Source organism: Leisingera sp. ANG-M6 (genome assembly GCF_000813905.1).
GTDB lineage: Bacteria > Pseudomonadota > Alphaproteobacteria > Rhodobacterales > Rhodobacteraceae > Leisingera.
The window spans coordinates 114,633-141,520 of record NZ_JWLG01000005.1 but is presented as its reverse complement, the minus strand read 5'-3'; the positions used below and the strand labels follow the sequence as shown (position 1 = coordinate 141,520).

General features: G+C 63.7%; 25 protein-coding genes, 2 tRNA genes and 1 riboswitch. Of the genes, 12 read left to right on the top strand and 15 right to left on the bottom strand.

Annotated elements, in window-relative coordinates; all coding sequences use genetic code 11:
* Nucleotides 1-48: 48 nt before the first annotated feature.
* A complete protein-coding gene (gene rlmB, locus RA24_RS03145; protein ID WP_039171397.1) occupies nt 49-825 on the bottom strand; it encodes a 23S rRNA (guanosine(2251)-2'-O)-methyltransferase RlmB in 777 nt (258 codons plus the stop codon).
* A 120-nt stretch (nt 826-945) separates the two neighbouring features.
* Here rlmB and RA24_RS22175 point away from each other — a divergent pair.
* A tRNA-Tyr gene (locus RA24_RS22175) sits at nt 946-1,029 on the top strand.
* Between the two features lie 131 nt (nt 1,030-1,160).
* Here RA24_RS22175 and RA24_RS03140 read toward each other — a convergent pair.
* The 12 genes from RA24_RS03140 to bioB all read right to left on the bottom strand — a co-directional run bounded on the left by RA24_RS03140 (nt 1,161) and on the right by bioB (nt 13,566).
* Nucleotides 1,161-1,679 carry a DUF2478 domain-containing protein gene (locus RA24_RS03140; RefSeq protein WP_019294644.1) on the bottom strand — a complete coding sequence of 173 codons (519 nt, stop codon included), beginning with the start codon at nt 1,677-1,679 and terminating at the stop codon, nt 1,161-1,163.
* 62 nt (nt 1,680-1,741) lie between these two features.
* A complete protein-coding gene (locus RA24_RS03135; RefSeq protein WP_039189695.1) occupies nt 1,742-2,404 on the bottom strand; it encodes an NnrU family protein in 663 nt (220 codons plus the stop codon).
* A 122-nt stretch (nt 2,405-2,526) separates the two neighbouring features.
* On the bottom strand, nt 2,527-4,563 hold the full coding sequence (locus RA24_RS03130; protein WP_039189693.1) for an ABC transporter permease: 2,037 nt from the start codon (nt 4,561-4,563) through the stop codon (nt 2,527-2,529).
* Nucleotides 4,563-5,615, bottom strand: a complete 1,053-nt coding sequence (locus tag RA24_RS03125; protein ID WP_039152488.1) for a quaternary amine ABC transporter ATP-binding protein — start codon at nt 5,613-5,615, stop codon at nt 4,563-4,565. The genes RA24_RS03130 and RA24_RS03125 overlap by 1 nt, the downstream gene beginning before the upstream one ends.
* 10 nt (nt 5,616-5,625) lie before the next feature.
* Entirely contained in the window at nt 5,626-6,591 is a 966-nt protein-coding gene (locus RA24_RS03120; protein WP_019294648.1) for an ABC transporter substrate-binding protein, read from the bottom strand.
* A 385-nt stretch (nt 6,592-6,976) separates the two neighbouring features.
* The gene (locus RA24_RS03115; protein ID WP_019294649.1) at nt 6,977-7,945 is read right to left on the bottom strand and encodes an ABC transporter substrate-binding protein; all 969 of its coding nucleotides are present in this window, start codon (nt 7,943-7,945) and stop codon (nt 6,977-6,979) included.
* Nucleotides 7,946-8,107: 162 nt separating this feature from the next.
* On the bottom strand, nt 8,108-8,899 hold the full coding sequence (locus RA24_RS03110; protein WP_039189691.1) for a methyltransferase domain-containing protein: 792 nt from the start codon (nt 8,897-8,899) through the stop codon (nt 8,108-8,110).
* Entirely contained in the window at nt 8,899-9,513 is a 615-nt protein-coding gene (locus RA24_RS03105) for a pimeloyl-ACP methyl esterase BioG family protein (protein WP_039189689.1), read from the bottom strand. The genes RA24_RS03110 and RA24_RS03105 overlap by 1 nt, the downstream gene beginning before the upstream one ends.
* A 3-nt stretch (nt 9,514-9,516) precedes the next feature.
* On the bottom strand, nt 9,517-10,815 hold the full coding sequence (bioA, locus tag RA24_RS03100) for an adenosylmethionine--8-amino-7-oxononanoate transaminase (protein WP_039152481.1): 1,299 nt from the start codon (nt 10,813-10,815) through the stop codon (nt 9,517-9,519).
* Nucleotides 10,812-11,453, bottom strand: coding sequence for a dethiobiotin synthase (gene bioD, locus RA24_RS03095; protein ID WP_039189687.1), 642 nt, complete (start codon nt 11,451-11,453; stop codon nt 10,812-10,814). Before bioD ends, bioA begins: the two co-directional genes overlap by 4 nt.
* A complete protein-coding gene (locus tag RA24_RS03090; protein ID WP_039189685.1) occupies nt 11,450-12,589 on the bottom strand; it encodes an 8-amino-7-oxononanoate synthase in 1,140 nt (379 codons plus the stop codon). Before RA24_RS03090 ends, bioD begins: the two co-directional genes overlap by 4 nt.
* The gene (gene bioB, locus RA24_RS03085; RefSeq protein ID WP_019294655.1) at nt 12,589-13,566 is read right to left on the bottom strand and encodes a biotin synthase BioB; all 978 of its coding nucleotides are present in this window, start codon (nt 13,564-13,566) and stop codon (nt 12,589-12,591) included. The genes RA24_RS03090 and bioB overlap by 1 nt, the downstream gene beginning before the upstream one ends.
* A gap of 212 nt (nt 13,567-13,778) precedes the next feature.
* Nucleotides 13,779-13,907, top strand: a riboswitch (TPP riboswitch).
* Nucleotides 13,908-14,044: 137 nt separating this feature from the next.
* On the opposite strand from bioB, the gene thiC reads away from it, so the two are divergent.
* The 8 genes from thiC (at nt 14,045) to RA24_RS03045 (ending at nt 21,504) form a co-directional block, all read left to right on the top strand.
* Entirely contained in the window at nt 14,045-15,859 is a 1,815-nt protein-coding gene (gene thiC, locus RA24_RS03080) for a phosphomethylpyrimidine synthase ThiC (protein ID WP_039189684.1), read from the top strand.
* A complete protein-coding gene (locus RA24_RS03075; protein ID WP_039189682.1) occupies nt 15,856-16,824 on the top strand; it encodes an FAD-dependent oxidoreductase in 969 nt (322 codons plus the stop codon). The genes thiC and RA24_RS03075 overlap by 4 nt, the downstream gene beginning before the upstream one ends.
* Nucleotides 16,793-16,990, top strand: a complete 198-nt coding sequence (thiS, locus tag RA24_RS03070) for a sulfur carrier protein ThiS (RefSeq protein WP_039189680.1) — start codon at nt 16,793-16,795, stop codon at nt 16,988-16,990. The genes RA24_RS03075 and thiS overlap by 32 nt, the downstream gene beginning before the upstream one ends.
* A gap of 1 nt (nt 16,991) precedes the next feature.
* On the top strand, nt 16,992-17,759 hold the full coding sequence (locus tag RA24_RS03065) for a thiazole synthase (protein WP_039189678.1): 768 nt from the start codon (nt 16,992-16,994) through the stop codon (nt 17,757-17,759).
* The gene (locus RA24_RS03060; protein WP_039189856.1) at nt 17,759-18,364 is read left to right on the top strand and encodes a thiamine phosphate synthase; all 606 of its coding nucleotides are present in this window, start codon (nt 17,759-17,761) and stop codon (nt 18,362-18,364) included. The genes RA24_RS03065 and RA24_RS03060 overlap by 1 nt, the downstream gene beginning before the upstream one ends.
* On the top strand, nt 18,361-19,329 hold the full coding sequence (locus RA24_RS03055) for a HesA/MoeB/ThiF family protein (RefSeq protein WP_039189675.1): 969 nt from the start codon (nt 18,361-18,363) through the stop codon (nt 19,327-19,329). Before RA24_RS03060 ends, RA24_RS03055 begins: the two co-directional genes overlap by 4 nt.
* Nucleotides 19,326-20,030 carry a bifunctional hydroxymethylpyrimidine kinase/phosphomethylpyrimidine kinase gene (gene thiD, locus RA24_RS03050; RefSeq protein WP_039189673.1) on the top strand — a complete coding sequence of 235 codons (705 nt, stop codon included), beginning with the start codon at nt 19,326-19,328 and terminating at the stop codon, nt 20,028-20,030. The genes RA24_RS03055 and thiD overlap by 4 nt, the downstream gene beginning before the upstream one ends.
* Before the next feature lie 148 nt (nt 20,031-20,178).
* Nucleotides 20,179-21,504, top strand: coding sequence for an amidase (locus RA24_RS03045; protein WP_206540658.1), 1,326 nt, complete (start codon nt 20,179-20,181; stop codon nt 21,502-21,504).
* Nucleotides 21,505-21,510: 6 nt separating this feature from the next.
* Here RA24_RS03045 and RA24_RS03040 read toward each other — a convergent pair whose 3' ends face one another.
* Nucleotides 21,511-22,500 (bottom strand): hypothetical protein, encoded by a 990-nt coding sequence (locus tag RA24_RS03040; RefSeq protein WP_039189670.1) that lies wholly within the window; start codon nt 22,498-22,500, stop codon nt 21,511-21,513.
* Nucleotides 22,501-22,667: 167 nt separating this feature from the next.
* Between RA24_RS03040 and RA24_RS03035 the strand changes: the two genes are divergently transcribed.
* Entirely contained in the window at nt 22,668-23,159 is a 492-nt protein-coding gene (locus RA24_RS03035) for a hypothetical protein (RefSeq protein ID WP_039149838.1), read from the top strand.
* Between the two features lie 43 nt (nt 23,160-23,202).
* On the opposite strand, the gene RA24_RS03030 is transcribed toward RA24_RS03035, so the two are convergent.
* Complete coding sequence (locus tag RA24_RS03030) at nt 23,203-24,078, bottom strand: hypothetical protein (protein ID WP_039189668.1); 876 nt, start codon at nt 24,076-24,078, stop codon at nt 23,203-23,205.
* Nucleotides 24,079-24,281: 203 nt separating this feature from the next.
* Here RA24_RS03030 and RA24_RS03025 point away from each other — a divergent pair.
* Nucleotides 24,282-24,357: transfer RNA gene (locus tag RA24_RS03025), tRNA-Thr, on the top strand.
* Between the two features lie 1,011 nt (nt 24,358-25,368).
* Nucleotides 25,369-26,709, top strand: coding sequence for a diaminobutyrate--2-oxoglutarate transaminase (gene ectB / locus RA24_RS03015; protein ID WP_052269519.1), 1,341 nt, complete (start codon nt 25,369-25,371; stop codon nt 26,707-26,709).
* Nucleotides 26,710-26,888 lie beyond the last annotated feature (179 nt).

Below are 26,888 nucleotides of genomic sequence, written 5' to 3'. Positions count from 1 at the left end.
TGCAAAGGCAGCATACGCAGATGTGAACAGGGTGTGACGCGGGTCGCGTCAGCGGGCGATGGAGGCGTAAAGGGCGATGGCGGCTGCGTTGGAGACATTGAGCGATCCAAAACCGCCCGCAGCGTCGATCTTGACCAGGCCATCGACGGTTTCCTTGGTCTTCTGGCGCAGGCCCGGCCCTTCGGCCCCTAGCACCAGCGCCACCGGCAGGTGCTGCTTACCCGCCAGCGCGGTTTCGATGGTCTGCTCCGCCTCGCCATCCAGACCCAGCACGACAAAGCCCATATTCTGCAGTTCGGTGATGGTGTCGGCGAGGTTGCGCATCCGCAGATAAGGCTGGCGCTCCAGCGCGCCGCTGGCTGTTTTGGCCAGCGCGCCGGTTTCCGGTGCCGAATGGTGGCGGGTGCCAATGACCGCGCTGGCGCCCAGCACCTCGGCAGAGCGCAGAATGGCGCCGACGTTGTGCGGGTCGGTGACCCGGTCCAGCAGCAGCACGCGGGGCGCTTCACGGCCAATGCAGTTCTCTGCCAGCCCGCCCCAATTCAAGGGTTTCACTTCTAGCGCCGCCCCCTGGTGCACCGACTGCGGGTCGATTGGCGGGTTGAACTTTCGCGGGTCGATGACCTCTGCCTCGATGCCGGAGTCAGAAATGGCATCTGCCAGTTTCGCCTGCGCGTTCATGGTCACCATCAGCCGCAATTTTTCACGCTTGGGATTGAGCAGCGCATCGCGCACCGCATGCAGCCCGAACAGCCATACGGTTTCTGCCGCGGCGGCCTTCTTGGACTGTTCTTTTTCGACGACCCATTTGGGTTTCTTGGACATTTTGCTCTCCGGCAGAAAGAAATTTCGAGGCACGCGAAAAACTTGCGTTTTTCCGGTTGACGCCCCTTTGGCCTGCTTGTAATCACGCCTCCACATCAGGTGCAACAAGCAACTGACAGTGGGCGACAGGCCGCAAGGTGTGGCAGGGGACTGTAACTCCCTCGCGGAGACGCACGCCTGGTTCGATTCCAGGGTCGCCCACCATCTTCTCTCTATTTCAGAAATGACGATGGTGGTTCAGCAGCAGGCTGGACAGGCCGCGCGCTGTGCGCACAGCAAAAAGCCCGCGTGAGCTTCGCAGGCCTTTCCTTTGATTTGAATAGAGAATCCGCCACTCAGGCAGTTTCGGCCACGGCCTGTTCCGCCCATTCGGCCAGTGCATCCAGATCCGGGCCTGCCGCGACCGCCATGCCGTCGGCAAACGCCTGGAACGGCTCCACGTTCATCTTGTTGACACCGGAAATAACCGGGATGCCCAGCGCCAGCGCCTCGCCGATGATGGGCCGCATGCCGCGCCCGTCGGCTTCATGCTTGCCGAATTTGTTGACGATCATCAGCTGCGGTGCCGGGTCCGTCTGCAGGGTGGCAGAGACCTGCCCGACCGCCTGTTCCAGCGCCTCCGGGTTCAGGCGGCAGCCGCGGGCGCCAGCGCCAAGGGATTGCGAAATGCGGATGGTCTCGCCTGCGGGCAGCACCCGCACATCCATGTCGCACAGTTCCTTGTCGTAGCATTCCACATTGGTCTGCACGATGCCGGCCAGGCGGATCCCCTTGGCCTGCAGCCGTTCGGCCAGCTCGCTCAGCAAGCGGTCCGTGGCACCGCGTTCTTCGGTCATCACATAGGCTAGGTGCATCGGTCTTATTCTCCGGTCTCGTGTCGTTTCATAGGTGGTCATGCGGGCGCCGGGGTCAACCCCTACCAGGGCAGCGGGTTGTAGCCGATGACAGGGGCGTGCAGCAGCAAAAGCGCCAGGAACACCGCAGCGGCCAGCACGGCCTCACTAGCCGCGGGGCGCAGGCGCAGCAGGTTCAGCCGCACGGTGTTACGGCTGAGGCGGCGCCATTCGCCCTGCCTCATCTGGCGCTGCTTGCGCCTGTCGATCAGTGCCATGCCCATCCAGGCAAATCCCGCAAAGAGCCCGAACAGGATCACATGCGCGAGGTCGCCGTTGGCCAGAAGATGCGCCCCGCCCCAGAGCGCCATTGCCGCCAAGAGCGGGTGGCGGCTGACGGCCAGGATGCCGGGATTGGCAGGGTCGAAAGGTGTGATGCCAAGTCCCCCGAAGCTGAAAGGGTTCTGCCGCATCATTCCCGCCACCGCCAGCAGGCAGGCCAGCGGCATAACCAGCAGCGGCACCCAGCGGAAGCCCTCCCAATAAGGCAAAACGCCGACATAAGGCGCGCGGGCGGCTGCCACGACCAGCCAGGCCAGGATCATCAGCGACAGCAGGCTGTAGCCGATAGTGTAGCCGCGCAGGCCCAGACGACTGACAAGCCAGGGCCGCACTGGCGGGCGCACAGGGATGGCATGGCTGGCCAGGAACAAGAGCAGCGCAGCGGTGAATTCAAGCCAGCCCATAGGGTCTCTCCGGATATAGATCAGTCTTCGGTGCAGCTATAGGCGGGCTGGCAGTATTAAACGTTGCCCCAGATCAAAAAAGGGTGCCGCTTAGGCGCCCTTTCTATTGGCTTCTTGGGCCGTTACAGACCCAGCGCCTTACGCCGCTCCTCAGCAAAACCTTGCACCATGCGGTCGGCGATCAGGGCGAGGATCGCCATCGCCGCGCCTGCAGAGATGCCCAGCCCCACATCCGCCTGCCCTAGCGCCAGATAGATCGACTGGCCGAGGCCGGTGGTGCCGATCAGGGCCGCAATGACCAGCATCGCAAAGGCGTAGAGAATGGTCTGATTGAGCCCAAGCAGGATCGACGGCGCTGCATAGGGCGCGCGGATGTCCTTGAGCATCTGCCACGTGGTCGCGCCGGAGGCAGTGGCGGCCTCGATCATCTCGTCCGGCGTCGAGACCAGCCCGTGCCTTGTGTAACGGATCATCGGCACGATGGCATAGGCGATGATCGCCAGGAAGGCGGAGAACTCGCCGATCTGGAACACCATCAGCACCGGGATCAGGAACACGAACAGCGGAATGGTCTGCAGCATGTCGCAGACCGGGCGCACCACGCGCCAGATTCCGGGCGACACCGCCGAGGCCAGGCCAATGGCACCGCCCATCAGCGCGCAGGCAAACACGGCAGCCCCGGAAAGGTAGAGCGACAGCAATGCCCGCTCCCACAGGCCGGAGACCAGGATTGTGCCCAGCAGGACGACAGTCAGGATGGCCAAATTGCGCCCGCCTGCGACCCAGGCCAACGCGCCGGCACCGACCAGAACGAAGGGCCAGGGCAGCTGTGAGATGCCGGTTTCCAGCATTCCCGCCGCGATCAGCAGCATCACCCCCAGCGCCATCTGGCCGCGCAGTGCAAAGATCACGCCTGCCGCGGCACCAGCCGCAAACAGCGCCGCGCTCATCATCGGGGTCCAGGCAAAGCCCCAGGTGAAGGGCAGCACTGCCTGATCCAGCCCGATCCGCATCGGCAGCAGCACGTAGAACAGCACGTTGTTCTTGAGGGCGGTCAGGAACTCCGCATTGGCGCTGGTGAAGGACGAAAGGCCCCGGTCCACGCTATCCGCCACCGGATTGAACAAGCCATAGGCGCCGGGCTGCTGAACGCTGCCCCAGAAGGCAGCGCTGACCACGACGCCCAGCGCCAGGATGCCCCAGGCAACGCGCGGGTCATGCCTGTCACGCCGGTCCTGGGTCAGGGTGCCGCTCATCCGGTCGATCAGGATCGCGAAGATCACAATCACCAGGCCTGCCAGCAGGCTCTGCCCGAACTGGGCCTTGCGCATGGTCAAGAGGACCTCCCAGCCGATGTCGTCAAAGCCGCCGATCACGGCGGCGATGATCACCATCGACAGCGCCGCCATCAGGCACTGGTTGACACCAACCATGATCTGCTGCCCGGCGGAGGGGATCTCGCACTGGAACAGCTGCTGCAGGCGGGTGCCGCCCGCCATGACGGCGGCTTCCTTGATCTCCGGCTCCACCCGTTCGAGGCCAAGGAGCACATTGCGCGCCATCGGCGGCGCCGCGTAGATGGCAGAGGCGATGAGGCCGACCACAGGACCAAAGCCGAACAGCACCAGCAACGGCGTCAAGTAGGCAAAGGTCGGCACCGTCTGCATGATGTCGAGCACCGCCTGAACCGGTTGGCGGATGCGGGGGTATTCATTGGCAAGGATGCCTATACCGCCGCCGATGATCAGCGCCAACGGCACCGAGACAGCAACCAGCGCCAGGGTGTTCATGCTTTCGGGCCAGTAGCCGGAAGCGAGCACAAAGCCGAGGCCCACCACCGCCATCAGCGCCATCCGCACGCCGCCCAGGGTCCAAGCCAGCGCCGTGGTGGCGCAGATGACCAGCGGCCAAGGCGTGTGGCTCAGCACGTAGTTTGCCGCTTCCATCGGATAGAACATCAGCGCTGAGAAGGCGCGTGCGGTTGGTTTGATCAGCGCCAGGAACCACTCCATGAAGGCCCCAACCCAGTCGGTGGCGGGCAGCACCCAGGCAGCGGGAAATTTCACCAGCCACGGCATGCTGCTTTCCAGCAGAAGGCACAGGGCGCCCACTGCGGCAGCAATCAGCGCCGCAATCGAGCCTTTCGAAAGACCTGCCATCACCCCTGCTCCACCTGCAATGCGGCGGCCAGGTCTGCCGGGTTCACGACGCCGACCAGTTTGCCCTCCGGCGTGCGGACCGGCACCGGCTCATACAACTCCATGCAGCGTGCAAGGGCCGCGTCCAGCGTCATATCCTGGCGCAGGCCGGGATCGTCAGCGCCATAGACATGGTGCTCGCCGGTCTGCATCACCGAGGACACATGCGCGTGCTGGCCCTTGGCCACGTCCTTGGAGAACTCGCGCACATAGTCATCCACCGGGCGCAGCACGATATCGGCGGGGGTGCCGATCTGCACCACCTTGCCGTCGCGCATGATGGCGATCCGGTCAGCCAGCTTCAGCGCCTCGTTGATGTCGTGGGTAATGAAAACGATGGTGGTCCTAAGTTTGGCCTGGATTTCAAGGAACTCATCCTGCAGCTGCCGCCTGATTAGCGGGTCCAAGGCCGAGAACGGTTCATCCAGAAACCAGACCGAGCAATCCGCCACCAGTGAGCGGGCAATGCCAACGCGCTGGCGCTGACCGCCGGAGAGTTCACGCGGGAAGTTCTTTTCACGCCCGCCAAGGCCAACGAGTTCGATCACCTCCTGCGCCTTGGCAAGGCGCTGTTTCTTCTTCACCCCCTGCACCCGCAGCGGGTAGGCGACGTTTTCGGCCACGGTCATATGCGGGAACAGGCCGAAATGCTGGAACACCATGCCCAGCTTCTTGCGGCGCAGCTCGATCAGCCGCTTGGGGCTGGCCTCGACGATGTTTTCGCCGTCGATGCGGATCTCGCCGCCGGTGGCGTGCAGCAAATGCGAGATGCATCGGATCAGGGTCGACTTACCAGAACCCGACAACCCCATGATCACAAACAGCTCCCCCTCCTTCACGTCAAAGGAAGCGTCCTGCACGGCGGGGATCAGCCCCTTGGAGCGCAAGTCCTGTGCTGCTGCTTCAGGTGTTTCGTGTTGCGACAGCGCCTCCTTCAAGGCGCTGTCTGCGTTGTTGCCAAACACCTGCCAGACATTCCGGCAGGTGATGGCTGGCGTCTCAGAGCCGCTCACTTGGGTCAGCTCAGTTGATGGCGGCGTCGACAACCGGGCGCCACTTGTCCTCGTTGGCGGCCATCCACTCGGCAACCACCTCTTCAACCTTGCCGCCATCCACGTCGACCGCGCCCATCATCGGCTGCTGGTCTTCCACGGCCAGGGTGTAGTTCGACAGGATCTCAAACGCCGCGGGCCAGGTTTCCGCGGTGCCGGACCAGGCGGCCTTGAAGATGCGCGAGGGTGAGAAGTCGCAGTCGTTGACAGCATCCGGGTTCGGGCCCCAGGCCGGATCGGAGAAGCAGGCGTCCTCGCCCGGCGGCAGATCGACGAATTTCACGTCATATGCCGACATCGCCCAATGCGGCTGCCAGAAGGTGATCAGGAGCGGCGTCTTGCGTTCGGTCGCGGCACGCAGTTCAACAATCAGCGCGGCCTCGGAACCCGCAGGCACGGCCTTGAACGGCAGCGCCAGGCCGGTCATGCGATCGGCCCCCGGAGTGCCCCAATCGGCCGGGTAATCAACCAAGCGGCCTTCGGGCAGGGTTTCAGCGGTGGCGAATTGCGCGGCACAGTCCTTCAGCGCCTCCCAGGCCGGCAGGCCGGGGCAGATCTCGGCCACATGCGCCGGATAGGCAATGCCTTCGCGGGCGTTCAGCTCCAGGTCACCCAGCTCGACGACGGTGCCTTCCTCAACCTTCTTGGCGTATTCATCGGAGACATTGGAGGACCAGATTTCCAGCGTCGCATGGATGTCGCCATCTGCAATCGCCTGGAACTGGTTCATCATCCCAGCAGAGACATATTCCACATCATAGCCCGCAGCCTTGAGCATCTCGCCCGCGATGTGGGTGGTCACATGCTGGCCGGTCCATTCGTTCACCGCCAGCTTGATCGGCTTGCTGGTGTCGCCCAGCTCGGCAGCGGAGGCGATGCCCGCGGCAACCGTCATTGTTGCGGCGCCCAGCGCCAGCGCAAATCCCTTGAAGTTCATCCTTCTACTCCCTGTCATTGTTGTTGCGCCACCGGTTGTCCGGCTTGGCGCGTCATTGGAACCCGGCGGTTCATGGCGCCTGGCCAGCCTTTTGGCCGGCCGTTCTGTTACTTGCAGACGCCGATGCCCCAAGTGTGGCCGGGGATAATGCAAGTATTGGAACATATTACGACCGCTTGTCGAGCAAATGCGACGCAAATGGCAAAAAATTTTGATTGACGGTTTAAGTTTTTGTGCAACCACACAAGTTCCGGAATCAACAGGCGTGCCCGCTGGACTTAGCCCGGGGGCTCTTCAGACCGCAAGCCGGATGCGATGAAACGGGACGAGCGCCCCCGCATCGCGGGAGCGCTGTCTATTTTTTAGCAGTTAAGAGCAGCCCGGCTCAGGAACGGCCCTTGCCCGTCGCTTCCTCGACAATGGGCATCCATTTGGCCCGGTTCACCGCCAGCCAGCCGCGGGCCGCACCCTGCGGGGTTTCGCCGCGGACATCCACCAGCCCGATCAATGGTTGCTGGTCCCAGATGCTCAGCTGGTAGTTCTTCAAGATCTCATAGGCGGCAGGCCAGCGCTCCTTAAACCCCGGCCAGCTCGCCTTGACCACGCCGCCGCGGTAAAAATCGCAGTCGCCAGTGGCCTTGGGGTTCGGCCCCCAGGACGGGTCTGTGTAGCAGGCGGGCTCCGGCTTGGGCAGGCGCACAAACTGCAGCGCATACGAAGACATTGCCCAATGCGGCGCCCAGAAGGTGGAGATCACCGGGCGTTTCTCGCGATAAGCCGCCTGGAAGGCTTCGATCATCGCCGCCTCTGACTCGGCCGCGACCACGTCAAACGGCAATTCCAGCGCGCGGATCCGGTCAGCACCGGGCGAGCCCCAGGATTCCGGGTAGGCCAGGTAAATGCCACGTTTGCCCTTGCCGTCCTCTGAGAAGATGCCTGCGCAGTCGCGCAGCGCCTCCCAATTGGGCAGCCCAGGGCACATCTGCGCCACGTAGGGCGGGAACACCACGCCGTTGCGCGCATCCAGCCCCATGTCGCCCAGGTTCTCCAGACGGCCCGCATCCACCAGATCGAAGTACTCAGCAGGATCGCTGCTGGTCCAGACCTCCACCATTGCATGCATATCGCCGTCGGCGATTTCACCGTACAGGTTGCTCTGGTCCGCCTCGGCATATTCGACGGTATAGCCCGCCTCCTCCAGCAGTCCGCCAGCGATATAAGTCGACAGGTGCTGGCCGGTCCAGTTGTTCAGCGACAGCCGGATCGGAGTTCCCATATCCCCCATATCTGCAGCTTCGGCGGCCCCCGTAGCCGCCAGTGCCGCAAAAGCTGCGGCAATCACATTGATTTTCATTGGCGTAACTCCCGTTCTGCCAGTCGTCCCACGCGCCGCGCCTCAGCGCAGCTCCGCGGACCGGCATATCAGGCGGGAGTTGACAAAGATTAACGGCTTGCGGGAACAGCTGCGCCTTTGAATAGGAAAAAGCCTAAAACTTGCTTCAAGCATCCGCCCGGATCAGCCAGCACGACGGGCAACCAGAATCACCGGATCATAGGTCAGCGGCAGCTTGCCGCCCCGGCCAAACCGCTCGCGGTAGTCATCCTCGAACGAACGCAGTTTCCTGCGGCTCCACCCCTGCTGCGCATTGCCGTTCACCCCGGTCTGGCGCAGATGCTTCAGCAGCTCTACCGCAGAGCCGAACTCCACAACGACTGGATGCTGGGCGATTTGCTGGACTTCCAAACCATCGGGCAGCACCGAGCACCATTCATCCGCATCAAGGTAACTGGGTGCAGCGGCGGCGGACCCCAACGCTGCCAGCTCGCGGAACTGGCTGCGGCCGAAACCCGATAGCGCCAGCCAGCCGCCGGGTTTCAGTTGCATTGCCAGCCGGGACAGCAGCGCCGGCAAGTCAGGTATCCACTGCACGGTCGAGGCAGAAGCGATCAAATCCAGCTGATACGGCAGCGGCAAGCTCTCCACCGGACCGGCCTCAAACCTGGCGTTCAGCCGGGTCTCCTCCTCCAGTGCCTGCAACACCTGTCCCGCCTCCGGCACAAGGTCATTGAGGATCAGACGGTCCGCCCGGAACCGCTGCATAATCTGCCGCGTCAAATGGCCGGTTCCGCAGCCGAACTCGAGAACACTGCCGAAGCGCCGCGCCCCCGCCTGATCCTGCAGCATCCGGGCCAATTGGCGGGCAGTTTCCGCCTGTACCGATGCGGCGTCGTGATAACTCTCCAGCCCGCGCCGGAAGCTTTTCCGCACACGTGACTGATCCGGATGCTGGGGCTGCATGTCTTTCATCAGAACAGCGCCTCCCACTGCGCAAACCGGTCAAATGGCGCATGCGGCGCGTCCAGGTTCGCAACGTTCTGCCCCGCCCAGGCACGCGCCAGATTGGCTGGCGGAAAAATCTTGTCGCCGGAGCAAATCCAGACCTTGTCAAAGCGCATTTGAGGCGCGTCCCCGCGGCGCTCCACCGCCAGCAGTTCTGCCCGGCGCGCTTCCACATCCAGAGCTTCGGCGTCCTGCCGGGCGCCAAACACCCGGCCTAGGAATTGCTGATAGCTGTCAAGGCTCAGGGTTTCCACAGTGCGGCGGAACACGGCCGGCGGTATGCCCGCCCCGCGGTTCACCGGCTGCAGGCTGCCGTTCACTGCCGTCTTGCGGCTGAACGGGTCCGGACGCCCCTGCTGCCAATGCGCATAGGCAGCCACGCCAAACGACCAGGCCAGCAGGCTGACCCGCTCATAGCCGGAAAGGTTCGGCAGCTCTGCATCCAAATCCGTGTAATCGCTTGCAAACAGGATGTCCTGGGGGCCATCCAGATGCCAGAACACCTCCGGCCCCACAGCCCAGCCGCCGAAGACCACGATGGCCTCGGCTGCCTGGATCTGTTTGAGCCAGCGGAACTCCATGGCTTACAGCTCCCGCGCCAGCCGCAGCATACCTGCGGTGATTTCGCTCAGCTGATCCGGCGAGGTGATGAAGGGCGGCATTGTGTAGATGTTGGTGCCGAAGGGGCGCAGAAACACGCCCATTTCATGCGCCCGGGCATGCGCCTCGTCGGCTGAGACGCGATGCTTCATCTCAATGACTCCAATGGCGCCCAAGACCCGCACATCGGCCACATTCGGCAGATCCCGCGCCGGGGCCAGTTCGGCCTGCATCTGTTCGCCGATTGCCGCCACCGTGCCGCGCCAGTCCTGCCCCGTCAGCAGGTCCAGCGACGCCTTGGCAGCGGCACAGGCCAGCGGGTTGCCCATATAGGTCGGCCCGTGCATGAACAGGCCCGGGTTGCCGCCGCCGATGCCCTCTGCCACCCGGTCATTGGTCATGGTGCAGGCAAAGGAGATATGGCCGCCGGTCAGCCCCTTGCCGAGGCAGATGATATCCGGCTCAACCGAACAGAAATTGGTGGCAAACAACTCGCCAGTGCGGCCAAAGCCGGTGGCGATCTCGTCGAAGATCAGGAGGATGCCCAGCTCATCACAGAGCGCGCGCGCCTGATTGAGATATTCGGGGTGATAGAAATACATCCCGCCGGTGCCCTGCACCACGGGCTCCAGGATGAAGGCTGCGATCCTCTTGGCGTTGGCCTCCAGCACTGCCCGCAGCTCGCCCAGGCCGTTCTGCGCCGGGTCGTCGATCCAATCCTCATGAATGCGGACTGGCGGGCGGGAGACGAAGTGCTGCACGCTCAGCGCGCCCTGGAACAGGTGGTGCATGCCGGTATCCGGGTCGCAGACGCTCATCGCCTTCCAAGTGTCGCCGTGATAGCCGGAGCGGATGGTGGCAAATTCCTTGCGCCCCGCCTGGCCGATGGCGTGCTGGTATTGCACCGCCATCTTCATCGCCACTTCGACCGAGACGGACCCGCTGTCGCAATAGAAGATGCGCGTCAGGCTTTCGGGGGTGATCTCCAAGAGCTTGCGGCCCAGGTCGATGGCCGGGTCATGGGTCAGCCCGCCGAACATCACATGCGGCAGGGTGTCAAGCTGGTCGTGGATTGCCTTGGTAATCGCCGGGTTCTTGTGGCCGTGCATCATGCACCACCAGGACGACATGGCATCTATCAGACGGGTGCCGTCGTCCAGGGTGATGTACATGCCTTCGCTTTCCTTCACCACAAAGGTCGGGCCGGGCTTGGTGACATTTGTATAGGGATGCCAGAGGTGCTGTTGATCAAACTCCAGCTGGGTGAGGTCTGCGGCACTCATGCCATCTCTCCTTGGGCCAAGGCCTCCTTGATCAGATCCACCCGGATGCTGGCCTGAAAGGCCACGGCCAGCGCGTCAGAGGTCAGCTCGCCCAGCACCGGCAGCCGCCCCAGGTGCGCCACCTGGCCGAACTGGCAGATGGTCTCCTCAACCGCCGGCTCCGCGTCGCCGATGAAGGCCACGCCGACCACCGGGCAGCGCGCATCGCGCAGCGCCTTCAGCGAAAGGAGCGTATGGTTGATCGTGCCCAGCTGGGTCCGCGCGCAAAGGATCACCGGTGCGCGCCAGCGGGCGAACAGATCGAGATACAGAACCTCGCGGTTCAACGGCACCATCAGCCCGCCCGCGCCTTCGGCGATGAGAGTACCGTCCACCTCCGGCAAGGACAGCGCGTCCGGGTCGATCTCAACGCCTTCGGCCTCTGCTGACAGGTGCGGCGAAGCGGGCAGTTGCAGAAGGTAGCCCTCGGCCAGCGCCGGGCGGCCCGACAGGCGGGAGACGATTTGGCTGTCGGTCTCCTCTTCCAGCCCCGATTGCACCGGCTTCCAATAGGTGGCGCCCAGCGCCTGCACCAAGCCGGCCGAGAAGATGGTCTTGCCGATACCGGTATCGGTTCCGGTGACGATCAGCGCGCTCATGCTGCACTCTCCATTTCCCGGGCGAGGTCTTCGAACATCCGGGTGATGACCTCTGCCCCCGTATTCAGTGTGATCGACAGCCGCAGCCGCGAGGTGCCGCGCGGCACTGTCGGCGGGCGGATGCCGCGGATGTCGTAGCCGCGCGCCTGCATGGCCGCGGCCAGCGCCATGGTGCTCTTGTCGTCACCGATCACCACCGGCAGGATTTGGCTTTGGAAACCATCCAGCCCGCACAGGCGCTTGGCCTCATCTTGGGCATGGGTAATTCCCTGCCACGCCTGTTCGCGGCGGCGCGGGTTCTGCTGAAGTTCCTGCAAAGCTGCGCGCACCAGGGCCGCGTTCAGCGGCGACGGCGCGGTGGCAAAGATGAACCCGCGCGCCTTGTTGATCAGTGTCTCGATCAAAACCTTCTGGCCGCAGATCAGCGCGCCCGAGGCGCCCAGCGCCTTGCCGCAGGTGTGCAGGGACAGGACATTCGGACGGTTGGCGATGCCGTGCGCCAGCCCGCGCCCCAGATCGCCGAACACGCCAGAGGAATGCGCCTCATCCACCACCAGCACGGCGCCCTCTGCATCCGCCAGCGCCATCAGCGCGTCCAGCGGCGCGAGGTCGCCATCCATCGAATAGACCGCCTCAACCGCGAACCAGACCTGGCCCTCGCCGCCTGTCGAGCGCCAGTCCTTCAGCACCCGTGCCGCGTCCTCCGCATCGCTGTGGGCAAAGCTGCGGGTCTCTGCCCGGCCCAGCCGCATCCCGTCATGGGTGCTGGCATGGATCAGCGCATCATAGAGCACCAGATCGCCCTGCTGCGGCAGGGTGGAGAAGATCGCCTGATTGGCGTTGAAACCGCCGCCCATGAACAACGCGGCCTCAGTGCCGAAAAACGCAGCCGCCTCAGCCTCCAGCAGCTGATGTTCTGCATCGTTGCCGCGCAGCAGGCGCGAGCCGCCTGCCCCCACCGGCACCCCGCGCGCCAGCGCGTCTGCGGCGGCGGCGCGCAGCACATCGCTGCCCGCCAGCCCAAGATAGTCATTAGAGGCAAAGTCATGCCCGTCCCGCGGCATCAGTTGCCGGTAGCGTCCGCGCGTACGCAGCGCTTCCAGCGATTTCTCATGCCGCGGAAAGGCGCCCGCCATCAGCGGCTGCCGTCGCAGCCTGCCGCCATCGCGGTGATGCCCAGACGGTCGAACAGCTGTTGGTCCTTGTCCTCTTCGGGGTTGTCCGCGGTCAGCAGCGTGTCGCCCACAAAGATCGAGTTGGCACCGGCAAAGAAGCACATCGCCTGCATCTCGTCCGACATATCGGTGCGGCCTGCGGACAGGCGCACGTGCGATTTCGGCATCAGAATGCGGGCCAGCGCCACGGAGCGGACGAATTCGATCGGGTCCAGCTTCTCGACATTGGCCAGCGGCGTGTCGGCAATCGGGATCAGCATGTTCACAGGCACCGAATCCGGGTGCACCTCCAGCGTCGCCAGCGCCAGCATCATGTCGATGCGGTCGAGCTGCTTTTCCCCCATGCCAACGATGCCGCCGGAGCAGACCTTGATGCCCGCCTCACGCACCCGGTTCAGGGTGTCGATCCGGTCGGCAAAGGTGCGGGTGGTGATGATCTCGGAGTAGTAACGCTCCGAGGTGTCGATGTTGTGGTTATAGTAATCCAGACCGGCATCGCGCAGGCGGAACACCTGTTCCTCGTCCAGCATGCCCAGGGTCATGCAGGTTTCCATGCCCAAGTCCTTGACGCCCTGCACCATCGCCTCAAGTGCGGCCATGTCGCGGTCCTTGGGCGAACGCCAGGCGGCCCCCATGCAATAGCGCGTCGCGCCGCCTTCCTTGGCTTTCTTGGCCTCGGCGATCACCCGCTGCACCTCGATCAGCTTGGAGGCAGAGAGCTGCGCGCCGTTGCGCGCCGACTGAGAGCAATAGGCGCAATCCTCGGCGCAGCCGCCGGTCTTGATGCTGAGCAGCTTGGATTTCTGCACCTGGTTGGGATCGAAATACTGCCGGTGCACGGTGTGCGCCTGAAACAGCAAGTCCATGAAAGGTTTGTTATAAATCGCTTCCGCTTCCTCGCGGGTCCAGTCGGTGCGGATGGGTGCAGCGTCCAGCATGCTGTCTCCTGTTCTCTATACCTGTTGGCCATGCGCGGATGGCGTTTCCGGTTTTATAGATAAATTTGCAGCCTTCGATCAAGCATCAAAGCTGCGCTGCAGCGATTTGCCCCAATCCGGTGCCAATAAGGCCAATACTGAACTGATATTAATGCCAAAAAATAATCTACAAAGATTCCGGTTGACGCAAACCCCGCACCTCCCCTAGCCCTATAGGCACGCAGGGGAGTCCCGCCCAAGGGACTGAGAGGCGTCATGGTGCGGGGGATCCCGGACCGGCGGCGCGACCCTTTGAACCTGACCCAGTTGATACTGGCGTAGGAAGCAAGAAGCATCGCACGGCGCCCCGGCGGCAAGCGGTGTTTCGGACAGGCAGCATGCGTGCACCGGCCGTACACCGGCTGTACACCCCCCTGCCCGTTTTCCTCCGTCCCGGCTCAATTGGTGTTTTTGAACCGAAGGCCCGGAGGAACACCAGATGAACGTCCCCAACCCGAAAATCACCACGGGCGCATTGCCCGCATCGCGCAAGATCTACGTCAACGGCGAGGTCCATGAGGACATCCGCGTGCCGATGCGTGAGATCTCCACCCACCCCACCGCGGGCGAGGCGCCGCTGCCGGTCTATGACAGCTCCGGCCCCTATACCGATCCGGAGGTGCTGACCGACATCCGCCAGGGCCTGCCGCAGCTGCGCCGCCAGTGGATCGAGGCCCGCGGCGACGTCGAGAGCTACCAGGGCCGCGATGTGAAGCCGGAGGACAACGGCTTTGTCGAAGGCGACCGGCTGACGCCGGAGTTCCCGGTGAATCCTGCCCCGCTGCGCGGCAAGGACGGCAAGGCGCCGACCCAGCTGGCCTATGCGCGTGCGGGCATCATCACGCCGGAGATGGAGTTCGTGGCGATCCGCGAAAACCAGCTGCGCGAGCTGTCGCCCTGCCACGGCAACCGCGACGGCAATGACTTTGGCGCCAACATCCCGGACTACGTGACGCCGGAATTCGTGCGGTCCGAAATCGCCGCCGGTCGCGCCATCATCCCCGCAAACATCAACCACCCGGAAATCGAGCCGATGATCATCGGCCGCAATTTCAAGGTGAAGATCAACGCCAACATGGGCACCTCTGCCGTGACCTCCTCAATGGAGGAAGAGGTCGACAAGCTGGTCTGGGCGATCCGCTGGGGCGCCGACACCGTGATGGACCTGTCCACGGGCCGCAACATCCACAACACCCGCGAATGGATCGTGCGCAACTCGCCGGTGCCGATCGGCACGGTTCCGATCTACCAGGCGCTGGAGAAGGTGAATGGCATCGCCGAGGACCTGACCTGGGAAGTGTTCCGCGACACGCTGATCGAACAGGCGGAACAGGGCGTCGATTACTTCACCATCCATGCGGGCGTGCGGCTGCATATGGTGCCGATGACGGTGAACCGGGTGACGGGGATTGTCTCGCGCGGCGGCTCGATCATGGCGAAGTGGTGCCTGCATCACCACAAGGAGAGCTTCCTCTATGAGCATTTCGAGGAAATCTGCGACATCTGCCGCCAGTATGATGTGAGCTTCTCTTTGGGCGACGGGCTGCGGCCGGGCTCCATTGCGGACGCCAATGACGAGGCGCAGTTTGCCGAGCTGGAAACCCTGGGTGAGCTGACCAAGATCGCTTGGGCCAAGGACTGCCAGGTGATGATTGAGGGGCCGGGCCATGTTGCCATGCACAAGATCAAGGAGAACATGGACAAGCAGCTGGAGTGCTGCCACGAGGCGCCGTTCTATACGCTGGGGCCGCTGACCACCGACATTGCGCCGGGCTATGACCACATCACCAGCGGCATCGGGGCGGCGATGATCGGCTGGTTCGGTTGCGCGATGCTGTGCTACGTGACACCGAAGGAGCATCTGGGCCTGCCCGACCGCGACGATGTTAAGACCGGGGTCATCACCTACAAGATCGCAGCCCATGCTGCCGACCTCGCCAAGGGTTTGCCCGGCGCCCAGCGCCGCGACGATGCGCTGAGCCGCGCGCGGTTCGAGTTCCGCTGGGAGGACCAGTTCAACCTGTCGCTGGACCCGGACACCGCACGCGAATTCCACGACCAGACCCTGCCGAAACAGGCCCACAAGGTTGCCCATTTCTGCTCCATGTGCGGGCCGAAATTCTGTTCGATGCGGATCAGCCACGACATCCGCTCGGAAGCGCAGAAAGAGGGCATGGAGGCGATGGCCGCCAAGTTCCGCGAGGGCGGCGAGCTCTATGTGCCTGCGGCTGAAGCTGCGGAACCGGCGGAATGATCTCCATCGCCGGTGCGGGGCTTGCCGGTCTCGCCTGCGCCTATGAACTGGCGCAGCGCGGGGCGGCGGTCACCGTCTATGAGCGGGGCGAGACGCCCGGGGCTGGCAGTGTCGCGCGCTTTGCGGGCGGCATGCTGGCACCCTGGTGCGAACGCGAAAGCGCCGAAGCAGAGGTGATCACCCTCGGCAGCCGCGCCTTCGGCTGGTGGGCCAAGGTCACGACCGTGCACAGGCGCGGCACGCTGGTGGTGGCGCCTGCCCGCGACCGGGCAGAGCTGACCCGTTTCGCCCGCCGCACAAGTAGCCACCGCAGTGTGGACGGAGCGGAGATCGGCGCGCTGGAGCCAGCGCTGGTGGGGCGGTTTGCGCAAGGTCTGTTCTTTGAAGGCGAGGCGCATCTGGACCCGCGGCGGGCGCTGCGGGACTTGAGCGCCAAGGTGCAGGAACTGGGGGTCGAGATCCGCTATGGCTCACCCGCCCCGGCCCGCGTCACGCTGGATTGCACCGGGATGGCGGCACCGCTGCCCGGCTTGCGCCCGGTGCGCGGCGAGATGGCGGTCCTTCATTGCCCGCAGGTGGAGATCACCCGCACCCTGCGCCTGCTGCACCCGCGGATGCCTCTCTACCTGGTGCCCCGCGGCGACGGGTATTTCATGATCGGCGGCACCATGATCGAGAGCAGTTCTGACCGTGCCATCACGCTGCGCTCCTTAAGTGAACTTTTGAGCGCGGCCTTTGCCCTGCACCCGGGGTTTGCCGAGGCCAGCGTAGTGGAGACCGGCGCAGGCCTGCGCCCGGCCTTTGCCGACAACCTGCCGCGGCTCACTGAACAGAACGGCACGCTTTACCTCAACGGGTTGTACCGCCACGGATTTCTGCTGGCACCCGCGATGGCGCAGCAGGCCGCGGACCACCTGCTAACGGAGACATCAGATGAAGATCATCGTGAACGCCAAACCGCATGAGGTTGCCGCAAGCGACCTGAAGGGGGCGCTGCAGGAACTCGGCTATGCCTGCTCCTCCGTTGCGACCGCACTGAACGGCACATTTATTGCGCGCGGCCAGCGGACAGAGGTGCAGCTGGCTGAGGGTGACTGCTTGGAAGTCCTGGCCCCGATGCAGGGAGGCTGAGATGCAATTCTACGGAACAGAGATCACCTCGCGGCTGCTGTTGGGCACCGCGCAATACCCGTCGCCTGCGGTGCTGGCGGAGGCGGTGAAGGCCAGCGGCACGGAGATCATCACCGTGTCCCTGCGCCGCGAAACCGCCGATGGATCCGGCACTGCATTTTGGCAGGAGCTGCAGAAGACCGGCTGCCGCATCCTGCCGAACACAGCGGGCTGCCATTCGGTGCAGGAGGCGGTGACAACGGCCCGCATGGCGCGGGAGCTGTTTGATACGCCCTGGATCAAACTGGAGGTGATCGGACACTCCGACACGCTGCAGCCGGATGTGTTTGGTCTGGTAGAGGCCGCGCGTATCCTGAGCAGCGAAGGCTTCCAGGTGTTTCCCTATACCACCGATGATCTGGTGGTGGGTGAGAAACTCTTGGAGGCGGGCTGCGAGGTGCTGATGCCCTGGGGGGCGCCGATCGGCTCCGGCCAGGGGTTGCGCAACCCGGACGCCTTGCGGGCGATGCGAGCGCATTTTCCGGGGGTGCCGCTGGTTGTTGATGCCGGCATCGGGCGGCCCTCGGACGCGGCCCAGGCGACGGAGCTGGGCATGGATGCGGTGCTGTTGAACACTGCGGTCGCCAAGGCCGGCGACCCTGCGGGCATGGCCCGTGCAATGGCGCTGGCGGTTGAGGCGGGCCGTGCGGGGTTTGCTGCCGATCCAATGGAGCGGCGCGATATGGCGGTGCCCTCAACCCCGGTTCTGGGAATGGCGGAGTTTGCATGATGGAACGGTTTTATATGATCACAGGCCATGTGGGACGGCTGGAGCTGCTGGTGCCGCATGGGGCCAAGCTGGTGCAGCTGCGGATCAAGGACCAGCCGGAGGCTGAGGTGCGCCGCCAGATCGCCCGGGCACGCGACTTCTGCGCGGTGCATGATGCCCAGCTGGTGGTCAATGACTACTGGCAGGCGGCTTTGGACCTGAACTGCAACTTTGTGCACCTGGGACAGGAGGACATGGACAGTGCCGACTTTGCCGCGTTGCGCCGCAAGGGGGTCCGCTTTGGACTGTCGACCCATGACGAGGCGGAGCTGGACCGCGCATTGTCCTTGGGGCCCGCGTATGTGGCGCTGGGGCCGGTCTATCCGACGCTTCTGAAGAAGATGAAATGGGGGCCGCAGGGGCTGGAGCGGGTGACGCGCTGGAAGCAGATGACAGGCGATGTGCCGCTGGTTGCCATCGGCGGGCTGACGCCGGAACGGCTGCCGGGGGTTTTTGCAGCGGGCGCCGACAGCGCGGCGGTGGTGACGGACATCCAGCTGGCAGACGATCCTGAGGCCCGCACCCGCGAATGGGTGCAGGCCTGCCGGATCCGGGAGAACGCATGAGCCGCTATGCACGCCAGATGATCCTGCCGGAAGTGGGTGCGGAAGGGCAGGAACGCCTCGCCCGCGCCCATGTGCTGGTGGTTGGCGCCGGGGGGCTTGGCTGTCCGGTGCTGCAATACCTGAGCGGCGCGGGTGTCGGGCGGATCACGGTGATGGATGGCGACATGGTAGAGGAAAGCAACCTGCACCGGCAGGTGCTCTATTCCATGGCGGACATCGGTTTGCCCAAGGTGGAGGCGGCCCGGCAGCACTTGCTAGCCGCCAATCCGGGTTTGCAGTTTACAGCGCAGGCCCGGTATCTTGATGCAGCCAACGCGGAGCAGATGGTGGCTGGCGTCGATCTGGTGGTGGATGCGGCGGACAGTTTTGCGGTGTCTTATATTCTGTCGGATGAATGCCTGCGGCAGGGCAAGATGCTGGTTTCGGCCTCTGCACTGGGGCAGTCGGGCTATGCCGGGGGCTTTTGCGGCGGCGCGCCGTCGCTGCGTGCCGTTTTCCCGGACTTGCCTGCACAGGCCGCGACCTGCGCAACCGCCGGTGTGATGGGGCCGGTGGTGGGCATGATCGGCGCCCTGCAGGCGCAACTGGCGCTGAAGACGCTGCTGAAACATGAGCCCTCGCCGCTGGGGCAGCTGTTTGTTTTCCGGCTCGGAGAGCTGCAGGTGAGCACTTTCCGCTTTGACAAAGCCGAGGAGCCAGAGGAGGCCCTGCCCTTCCTTGCCGCGGCTCATATCTCGCCTGACGACACGGTGGTTGAACTGCGGGACACCGCTGAAGCGCCCAAGTTGCTGGCTCCGCAGGCCCGCCGGATCGCGCGTGCGGAGCTAACAGCAGCGGGGCTGCCAAGGGAGAGCCGGATCGTGCTGTGCTGCCGCAGCGGGCTGCGCGCTTGGGGCGCAGCGCAGGATCTGCGACAGGCGGGGTACAGCGATCTGGCCCTGCTCGCCGCGGGGGACAGCGCATGACGGTGATCCTGGCCATTGGCGGCACCGACAGCAGCGGCGGTGCGGGGCTGACACGGGATACAGCGATGGCCGCAGAGCTGGGCGTGACTGTCCGCCCGGTGGTGACAGCCGTCACGGTGCAAACAGACGAGGCAGTTCTGGGTGTTCACCCCTGCCCGCCCGAGGCGGTGGCGGATCAGATCCGCGCGGCGCTGGCAACATCCCCGGCGCCGGGTGCTGTGAAGATCGGCATGCTCGGTTCCGCCGCAGTCGCGGAGGCTGTGGCGGTTGCCTTGCCAGCCGGGCTGCCCATTATATTGGACCCGGTCCTGAAAGCGAGTTCCGGCGGCACATTGATGGACGCGAACGGCTTTGGCGTCCTGCTGCGCCGTGCCGCGCTGGTTACGCCGAACCTGGCTGAACTTGAGGTGCTCGCCAGAATAGGTGGTCCGCTTGAGACACAAGCAGCAGCCCTGCTGAGCCAAGGCGCGCAGGCGGTGCTGGTCAAGGGCGGGCACGGCACCGGCACCAAGAGCACCGACCTGTTGTTCACGCCGCAAAGGTCAGTCAGGCGGCACACGGCGCAGCGGCTGCCTGTTGCGAAACGCGGCACCGGATGCAGCCTCGCCACCGCAATTGCCTGCCATCTGGCGCGGGGCGCTGATTTGGACAGCGCTTGCGGTCAAGCCAAGCTCTCTGTCCACCGCTGGCTGCGCCGCTGACCGCGGCAAGGTCGCTGGCAGGCCGCTTTCAGGACGGTTTCAGGACGGAGCGAAGCGTTCAGTCTCCCTAGGGTCGCGGCAGCACCGCTGCCATCTTAACAGGGAGACTTGCCGCATGGCCGAAATAACCGCGCTTAGCGCCGAAACAATGGCTGCCAAACTGCGGGCGCGGGAGCTGAGTGCCCGCGAAGTGCTGGAGGCCCACCAAGCGCGGACCGAAGTACAGGAACCCACGGTCAACGCTTTCATCACCCTGGACTGGGAGGCAGCAGAGGGGCGGGCGGCGGAGCTGGATGCAATGGCGACACGCGGGGATTTTGCCGGCCCGCTGCACGGTCTGCCCGTTGCCATCAAGGATTGCTTTGAAACCAAGGGGCTGCGCACCACCTGGGGGTCCAAGAGTTTTGAGACCTTTGTGCCGGATTACGACGCGCTGCATGTGGCCCGGCTGCGCGCAGCCGGTGCGGTGATCACCGGCAAGACCAATACGCCGGAGTTCACCCTGTCGGGCCAAACCGCCAACCTGGTCTCCGGCACCACCCGCAATCCGCTGAACCCGCAAAAATCCGTTGCGGGAAGCTCCGGCGGCGCGGCAGCGGTACTGGCGGCAAACATGGCGGCGCTGGCCGACGGCTCCGACCTGGGCGGCAGCACCCGCACCCCTGCCGCCTGGTGCGGCGTCGTAGGGATGCGTCCCTCCTCCGGCCTGATCCCCTATGATCCGAACCCGGCGCCTTTTGACGGGCTGTCGGTGCCGGGGCCGATGGCACGGACTGTGCGGGACCTGGTGCTGATGCTGGAGGTGATGCAGGGCAATGCGGCTTGCCAGCCGCTGGGGTACTGGCAGGCGCTGCCGCGGCTGGCGGAGCTGGAAGAGGCCCCTGCACCGCGCTCTGGCCGGGTGGCGCTGTCACTGTCCCCGTTTGGCTCCAGCGTGGAGCCATCCGTGCAGGCGGCGATTGCCCCGGTGGAGGCGCTGTGCCGCGAGCTGGGCTGGCAGGTCGCGGAAGACACGCCGCCGCTGGAGCCGCTGCTGGCGCATCAGGACATCATCCGGGGCCAATGCGCGCTGCAGCTCCGGTCTGCATTGCAGCCGGATATGGCGCTGGCGGGCGAAAGCTACCGCACCGCCTGCGCCCAGGCCGAGGGGCGCAGCCTGGCGGAGCTGATCGCCTATCAGACTACCCGCGCCAAGGTCTGGGCAGATGTCTGCGCCTTCTTCCAGCGTTACGACTTTGCCCTCTGGCCCACTGCGACGGGGATGCCGTTTTCCGCTGACCTGCGCGACGGGGAGATCACTGAGGACTGGCGCACGGTGACGCTGACACCGCCGATGGAGCTGCCCTCAGCCTCCATCCCCTTTGGCAATTCCGCTGACGGGATGCCGGTTGGGCTGCATATCACCGGGCCGAAAGGGTCGGATGCGCGGCTGCTGCAGTTTGCCCGCAGCATCGAGCGGGCGATCCAGGGCTGACGTGCCTCAGCGCATCCAGAAGCCTTCGGACTTGATCCGGTTGCGGATCGCCTGCTCGCGCCGCGGCAGGTTTTTGCGGTCAAACAGCGCCCGCACCTTCTCGCCGCGGCCCTGATAGACCATGCGCTTGATCGGCTCGTAGCCTTTCAGCACCTTTTTGATCCTGTTTGGTGCGGCAACCTCCTGCAGCACTTCCACCACGCGGTCGCTTTCGCGCGCGTAAAGCAGCGGGAACAGCCGGTAGTGGCAGCTGACCTCGCCGTCGAGATAGCCTGCGGGCAGCGCATCGCGGCCGCCGCCGAAGGAGTGGATCACCAGCGGCAGCACGATCTGGTCCAGCCAGGGGTCCAGGCTTTGGCCCGCCAGTTCCTGCGGCGGGTCGTTGCGGACCGATTGCGCATAAACCAGAAAGCGTTTGCCAAAGGCCCGCGGGCAGGCGCCATAGAAAAAGCCCGCGTTGAAATAGAGGTAACGCTTCCAGTACTCATCCGGCTGGCTGAGATCGAGGCTGGATAGAAAATCAAGGCCGAAGCGGTCATAGAGCGCCTGCCAGATGCCCGCGTAGCCCGGACCGTACAGCGTCGGTTTCGGCCAGGTGCCCTCAACCCGCAGCGAGGCGCTGGGGCGGGAGAAGTCAAACGGCACCTCTGCCAGCTCGCCGGTGATCAGCGTGTCGGTGTCAAAGAACACAAACGGCTCCCCCTCGGGCAGCGCCTGCAGCGCCTCGATCTTGTTGCCATAGGGGTAGGCCGCGCCGAACAGCTTGCTTTCGAACGGCAGGATCTCTGCGCCCAGATCCGCAAGTGCCTGCAGGACATCCTGATTGCGGATGCCGGGATCTTTGTCCCACAGCGGCCCCGGCTGCGGCACGGCCACGAACAGGCGGCCGGAAAATCCCGGAGAACAGTGGCGCAGCGAGGCAGCAAACAGCAGCGCCTCATACTGCAGCCGGCCCGCTTGGCCGACGATCATCACATTGAAGGGGGCATTTGCCATTGTTTTCCCCGTTTTCCGTCTCTGCCGGGCGGTTAGGACTGCGCGTTAAGGCAGCAAAGAGAATTGCCTGCTAAGCTAGCTATAAGCCGGCAGGAAGCCGCGCAACCGGCCTTAGGAATTTCAGGGCGCCTTGTGACGCAAAAGGCGCCCGAGAGTGGAGAGAGACGATGTTTGACGTAATCCTGGCCATCATTGCTGCCTCGGCCCGACCCGGGGTGGACAGCGGCGCGCCGGCAGCTGCCGCAGCGGCACCCGCCGCGGAAGCGGTGCAGACCGCCCTGACCGCGGAACCGCAAGAGGCGACTGGCAGCTTTACGACCGCGCTTGAGGTCAAGCCGATCCTGGCGGCGACGCAGGCCAACTGGATCCATGTGCGCGAGTTTGACGGGCAGGATCTGCTCTATGTGACTCATCTGTGGTCCTGGCGCTGCGGCCTGGCGCAGATCAAGCTGGGGGTGAACGGCCAGGCGCCGGAAATCTGGCCGCTGCCGGACTGCCATCTGGACGAAGGCTTTCCCAACATGATCAAGGAAGAAGACGGCCTGCCCTACCGCAGCTACCCGCTGGGCTCGATCCAGCAGATCGCGGTTGAGGTGACCTATGATGACCTGACCTCCGAAAGCCTGACCTTCGGCCGCAACGGCCAGCCGGTGCAGTAATACAGAGCAGCTGCGGCCTGCAATCCGCGCGGCAAACGGGCTGTTACGGGGAAATGAGAGACACGCCGGGCAGACGCTGGATGGAATAGAGATCCTCCTCATAGGCCTCACTCATTTCCGCGACCAGCCCTGCAGTCCAGCCGGGGAAATCCAGCTCCTCCTCGAGCGCATCCTCCCTTGCGAATTTTTCGAGAAAGGCTGCGCAGACCCGGCGCTTGTGGATCTCTGTCATATCCGGGTGTGCGTCCAGATAGGCGCGCAATCGCTCAACCCCTGCGGGCTGCATGAGCGACGCCAGCAGGTCGAACCCGCCCTTGACCGGCGCTGACATTTCCAGCCCCGCGAGGTCACGCAAAACCTGGCCCCAGATCAGTGGCAAATCCTCGTAACACCAGACCGTGATTGGCATCTGCGGCACCGCCTGCCGCATCCGCTGCAGCAGGCCGGACCAGCGCAGCTGCAACGGATCGCATCGCTGCAAAGCTTCGCGCACGGTGCCGCGGGCGGATTTTGCAAACAGCGCAGGCAGAAAGGCCGCCGGGTTGCGCAGCGCCATGAAGATTTCCAGCTGATCATAGGGAAACAGCTGCTGCAGCCCCTGCAGCCGCTGCTCTGCGTCCGGATAAAAACTGCTGCCCCGCAGCGCATGCCGCGGCGAACCGAAGAAATGCGGGTTCGAAAACACCACCCGGCTGGCCGGGCTGTCATCCAGAATGGCATCCCACAGGACATCAGGCGCCTCTGCTGCGGCGGTGCCGCCTTTCATGGCGGCCAGGCAATCCTTCAGCAAACTGCGGTATTTTCCGGGACCGGGTACGGCAACCCCTTGCCGTGACAGCGCGCCTGTGTTCTTCAACAGCGCCTTCAGCAGCAGGTCCTCCTCAGTGGCATGCGCGCCGCAGTGAATGATGACCTGCATGAGCGGACCCGTGGTTGCCTGTTGCCTGTGTCCAGACCTACTGCGGCGCGGCCGCCAGGTCAAACCAGAGGCCAGGCACCTGCCCGGTCTGCAACGGATATTCAACAGGTTTTCCCCACATGAGAGCAGGCCTGTCCGCTTGTTGAAAAAGACCTCTTGCGACCGACCCGCGAACGATGCTAAGCGCGGTTTCACAGCTCAGCGCCCCTATAGCTCAGCTGGTAGAGCAACTGATTTGTAATCAGTAGGTCCGCGGTTCGAGTCCGTGTGGGGGCACCATTTTCCCGGATATCAGTTATTCCGAAGCAACCAGGTTGCGGTCTGCACAGGCGGATGAAAATACCTGCGGCAAAACTGCTCTGTATTTCGCTGCGGCGGGAAAAGACTTCAATTGCCTGCGCAGATGCGGGCGGCTTGCCGGCACTGTATACCCAAGGCGTTTCTACAAAAAGCTGGCTTCGATCGCCAGGCCTCAGATGCGGAACGTGCTCCCGGCCCTCGCGCCGAGCTGCAGTTTTTGCTGAGCACTGGTCGCCAGCTTCAATGGCCAAAGTGTAACCTGGCACTCGAAAAAGTGAACTGGAGCTAGACTCCAATTGATGCTGGGAAATTCAAAATGATACCCGATCCGCGCTAGTATGGCGGGTCCGCATTTCAAATAATTTCTTGAAAATTTCGTAAAAATGACATAAGCTGATACTGCCATGCAACAGTGAGTGGTTAAATTATCCTAACATGGTAAACCGTGGACTTGATGCGTTCATCCGGGATCACGGAGAGCGTTGAATAGCAATTTGCTATTCTTCTCATTTGCTAATGGAGCAAAACTAGGGGGTTTATTTACTAGGGGGGGTATCAAATGATTGTTAGGCCAGAATTGCGCTGCGAAACACAAAGCAGCGCAAGCGTCCGTTCTGCACCTAAAAGCCTGCTTTCTTCTCGTGGAGAGCGTGCGGCCATCCGCAAGGACGCCGCCACCGGGCATGTGGGCAATTCTCCGAAGGCAGACCTGAAATTCCAGCTTGCAAAGACGAAAACCGGCTTGTGGCAAGTTCTGGATGCCAAGTTTGCTTGCGGCGGAGTGTTTCAGGACCGCGTGTCTGCCACGCGGTTTATCCGCCAGGAACTTGCCGGCTGCAGGGCGCCCCTTGTGTACGTGCTGATTGGGTCCTCAGAATAGGCGCCCCTCCTGCACGGCCCCGAACCGGGCTGCCACACAACTTCAAATACAGTTAATTTCCCCGGCCAGACCTGTGTCTGGGGTGTGCTGCGTTAGATATGGAGAATACCATGGAACACGTGCAGCAATTCGGATCGGAAAATGTCCAATTTTCCGAAACCGGACTATTTGCGAGATATGAATCCAATGTGCAATCCTATGCCAGGTCAATGCCTGCAGTTTTTGCAAAAGCCGTCGGCTGTGAAATCTGGAGCGAGGCGGGAGACCGCTATCTCGATTTTCTATCAGGTGCAGGATCACTGAATTACGGGCACAACAACCCCGTTTTGAAAAACGCGCTGACCGAATATGTGAATTCGGATGGCATCGTTCACAGCCTTGACCTGCACACAGAGGCCAAGGCGTTCTTTCTGGCGGAACTTGCGGACACCATCTTGCGGCCCCGCGGGCTGGATTATGTTGCTCAGTTCACCGGGCCGACCGGCACAAACGCGGTGGAAGCGGCATTGAAACTTGCCAGAAAAGTGACCGGCCGGACCACTGTTGTGCACTTTACCAACAGCTTCCACGGTGTTTCGCTTGGCTCGCTTTCCATGACCGGCAATCAGACCCTGCGCAAGGCGGCCGGCGTGCCGCTGCAGGGGGCGGTTTGCATGCCATTCGACGGCTATCTCGGGGACGGCGTGGATACGATCGCCATTCTGGACCGGATGCTTTGCGACAACTCCAGCGGCATCGACCTGCCAGCGGCGGTGCTTGTTGAAACCGTTCAAGGGGAAGGCGGCCTCAACCCCGCAAGCCGGGAGTGGCTGCGCAAGCTTGAGGCGCTGTGCAACCGCCTGGAGATCCTGCTTATTGTCGACGACATTCAGGCCGGCTGCGGACGCACCGGCACGTTCTTCAGCTTTGAGGCGGCGGGCATTGTTCCGGATATCGTCACGCTGTCGAAATCCCTCTCCGGCTATGGGCTGCCGCTGGCGATAGTCCTGCTGAAACGGGAACTGGATCAATGGGAGCCCGGTGAGCACAACGGAACCTTCCGCGGCAATAACCATGCCTTCGTGACCGCCGCTGCAACGCTGCGCCACTATTGGCGGACAAAGGACTTCTCCCGGGATGTCATGCAGAAGGCCGAATATCTCGTGGGGCGCCTGCAGGGCATCGTCGCCCGGTTCCCCGAGCATCTGGAGAGGGTCAAGGGGCGCGGGTTCATGCGGGGCATCAGCTTTGCGAACGCAGGCAAGGCCGGTCAGGTGCGCGACCGCTGCTTCGCCCTTGGGCTGATCTGCGAGCGCTGCGGACCGGATGACGAAGTCGTCAAATGCATGTCGCCTCTGACGATCACCGACGGGGAACTGGCCGAGGGACTGGACATCCTGGAGCGCGCCACCGCTGATATTCTGGGTGCGCGAGGCAGATCCGGCCCGAAAATCCGCATCGCGAAGTCCTGACCCGGCAACTGTGCATCAGCTTTCCTAACCGCTGGACAGCGCTGTTGAGGGACGTTTGCATGAGAATTCCGGCTCAAAGTCTGCCGTTCTGCGACCCTTGAGCCGGAAAGGTTGGGAAGGGGGGCACAGTTTTCCTTCCCAACCGGACTGCGGGCACCGCATTTGCGAGCCTGCAGCCG

Coding starts and splice junctions, on each gene's coding strand:
- RA24_RS03075 (WP_039189682.1), top strand. CDS start 15,856: ATGATCTCCATCGCCGGTGCGGGGCTTGCCGGTCTCGCCTGCGCCTAT.
- RA24_RS03040 (WP_039189670.1), bottom strand. CDS start 22,500: ATGGCAAATGCCCCCTTCAATGTGATGATCGTCGGCCAAGCGGGCCGG.
- ectB (WP_052269519.1), top strand. CDS start 25,369: ATGGAACACGTGCAGCAATTCGGATCGGAAAATGTCCAATTTTCCGAA.
- RA24_RS03035 (WP_039149838.1), top strand. CDS start 22,668: ATGTTTGACGTAATCCTGGCCATCATTGCTGCCTCGGCCCGACCCGGG.
- RA24_RS03105 (WP_039189689.1), bottom strand. CDS start 9,513: ATGGAGTTCCGCTGGCTCAAACAGATCCAGGCAGCCGAGGCCATCGTG.
- RA24_RS03110 (WP_039189691.1), bottom strand. CDS start 8,899: ATGAAAGACATGCAGCCCCAGCATCCGGATCAGTCACGTGTGCGGAAA.
- rlmB (WP_039171397.1), bottom strand. CDS start 825: ATGTCCAAGAAACCCAAATGGGTCGTCGAAAAAGAACAGTCCAAGAAG.
- RA24_RS03115 (WP_019294649.1), bottom strand. CDS start 7,945: ATGAAAATCAATGTGATTGCCGCAGCTTTTGCGGCACTGGCGGCTACG.
- RA24_RS03060 (WP_039189856.1), top strand. CDS start 17,759: ATGGAACGGTTTTATATGATCACAGGCCATGTGGGACGGCTGGAGCTG.
- RA24_RS03130 (WP_039189693.1), bottom strand. CDS start 4,563: ATGGCAGGTCTTTCGAAAGGCTCGATTGCGGCGCTGATTGCTGCCGCA.
- bioA (WP_039152481.1), bottom strand. CDS start 10,815: ATGAGTGCCGCAGACCTCACCCAGCTGGAGTTTGATCAACAGCACCTC.
- bioD (WP_039189687.1), bottom strand. CDS start 11,453: ATGAGCGCGCTGATCGTCACCGGAACCGATACCGGTATCGGCAAGACC.
- RA24_RS03090 (WP_039189685.1), bottom strand. CDS start 12,589: ATGGCGGGCGCCTTTCCGCGGCATGAGAAATCGCTGGAAGCGCTGCGT.
- RA24_RS03045 (WP_206540658.1), top strand. CDS start 20,179: ATGGCTGCCAAACTGCGGGCGCGGGAGCTGAGTGCCCGCGAAGTGCTG.
- RA24_RS03140 (WP_019294644.1), bottom strand. CDS start 1,679: ATGCACCTAGCCTATGTGATGACCGAAGAACGCGGTGCCACGGACCGC.
- RA24_RS03135 (WP_039189695.1), bottom strand. CDS start 2,404: ATGGGCTGGCTTGAATTCACCGCTGCGCTGCTCTTGTTCCTGGCCAGC.
- RA24_RS03055 (WP_039189675.1), top strand. CDS start 18,361: ATGAGCCGCTATGCACGCCAGATGATCCTGCCGGAAGTGGGTGCGGAA.
- RA24_RS03030 (WP_039189668.1), bottom strand. CDS start 24,078: ATGCAGGTCATCATTCACTGCGGCGCGCATGCCACTGAGGAGGACCTG.
- bioB (WP_019294655.1), bottom strand. CDS start 13,566: ATGCTGGACGCTGCACCCATCCGCACCGACTGGACCCGCGAGGAAGCG.
- thiC (WP_039189684.1), top strand. CDS start 14,045: ATGAACGTCCCCAACCCGAAAATCACCACGGGCGCATTGCCCGCATCG.
- RA24_RS03065 (WP_039189678.1), top strand. CDS start 16,992: ATGCAATTCTACGGAACAGAGATCACCTCGCGGCTGCTGTTGGGCACC.
- thiS (WP_039189680.1), top strand. CDS start 16,793: ATGAAGATCATCGTGAACGCCAAACCGCATGAGGTTGCCGCAAGCGAC.
- thiD (WP_039189673.1), top strand. CDS start 19,326: ATGACGGTGATCCTGGCCATTGGCGGCACCGACAGCAGCGGCGGTGCG.
- RA24_RS03120 (WP_019294648.1), bottom strand. CDS start 6,591: ATGAACTTCAAGGGATTTGCGCTGGCGCTGGGCGCCGCAACAATGACG.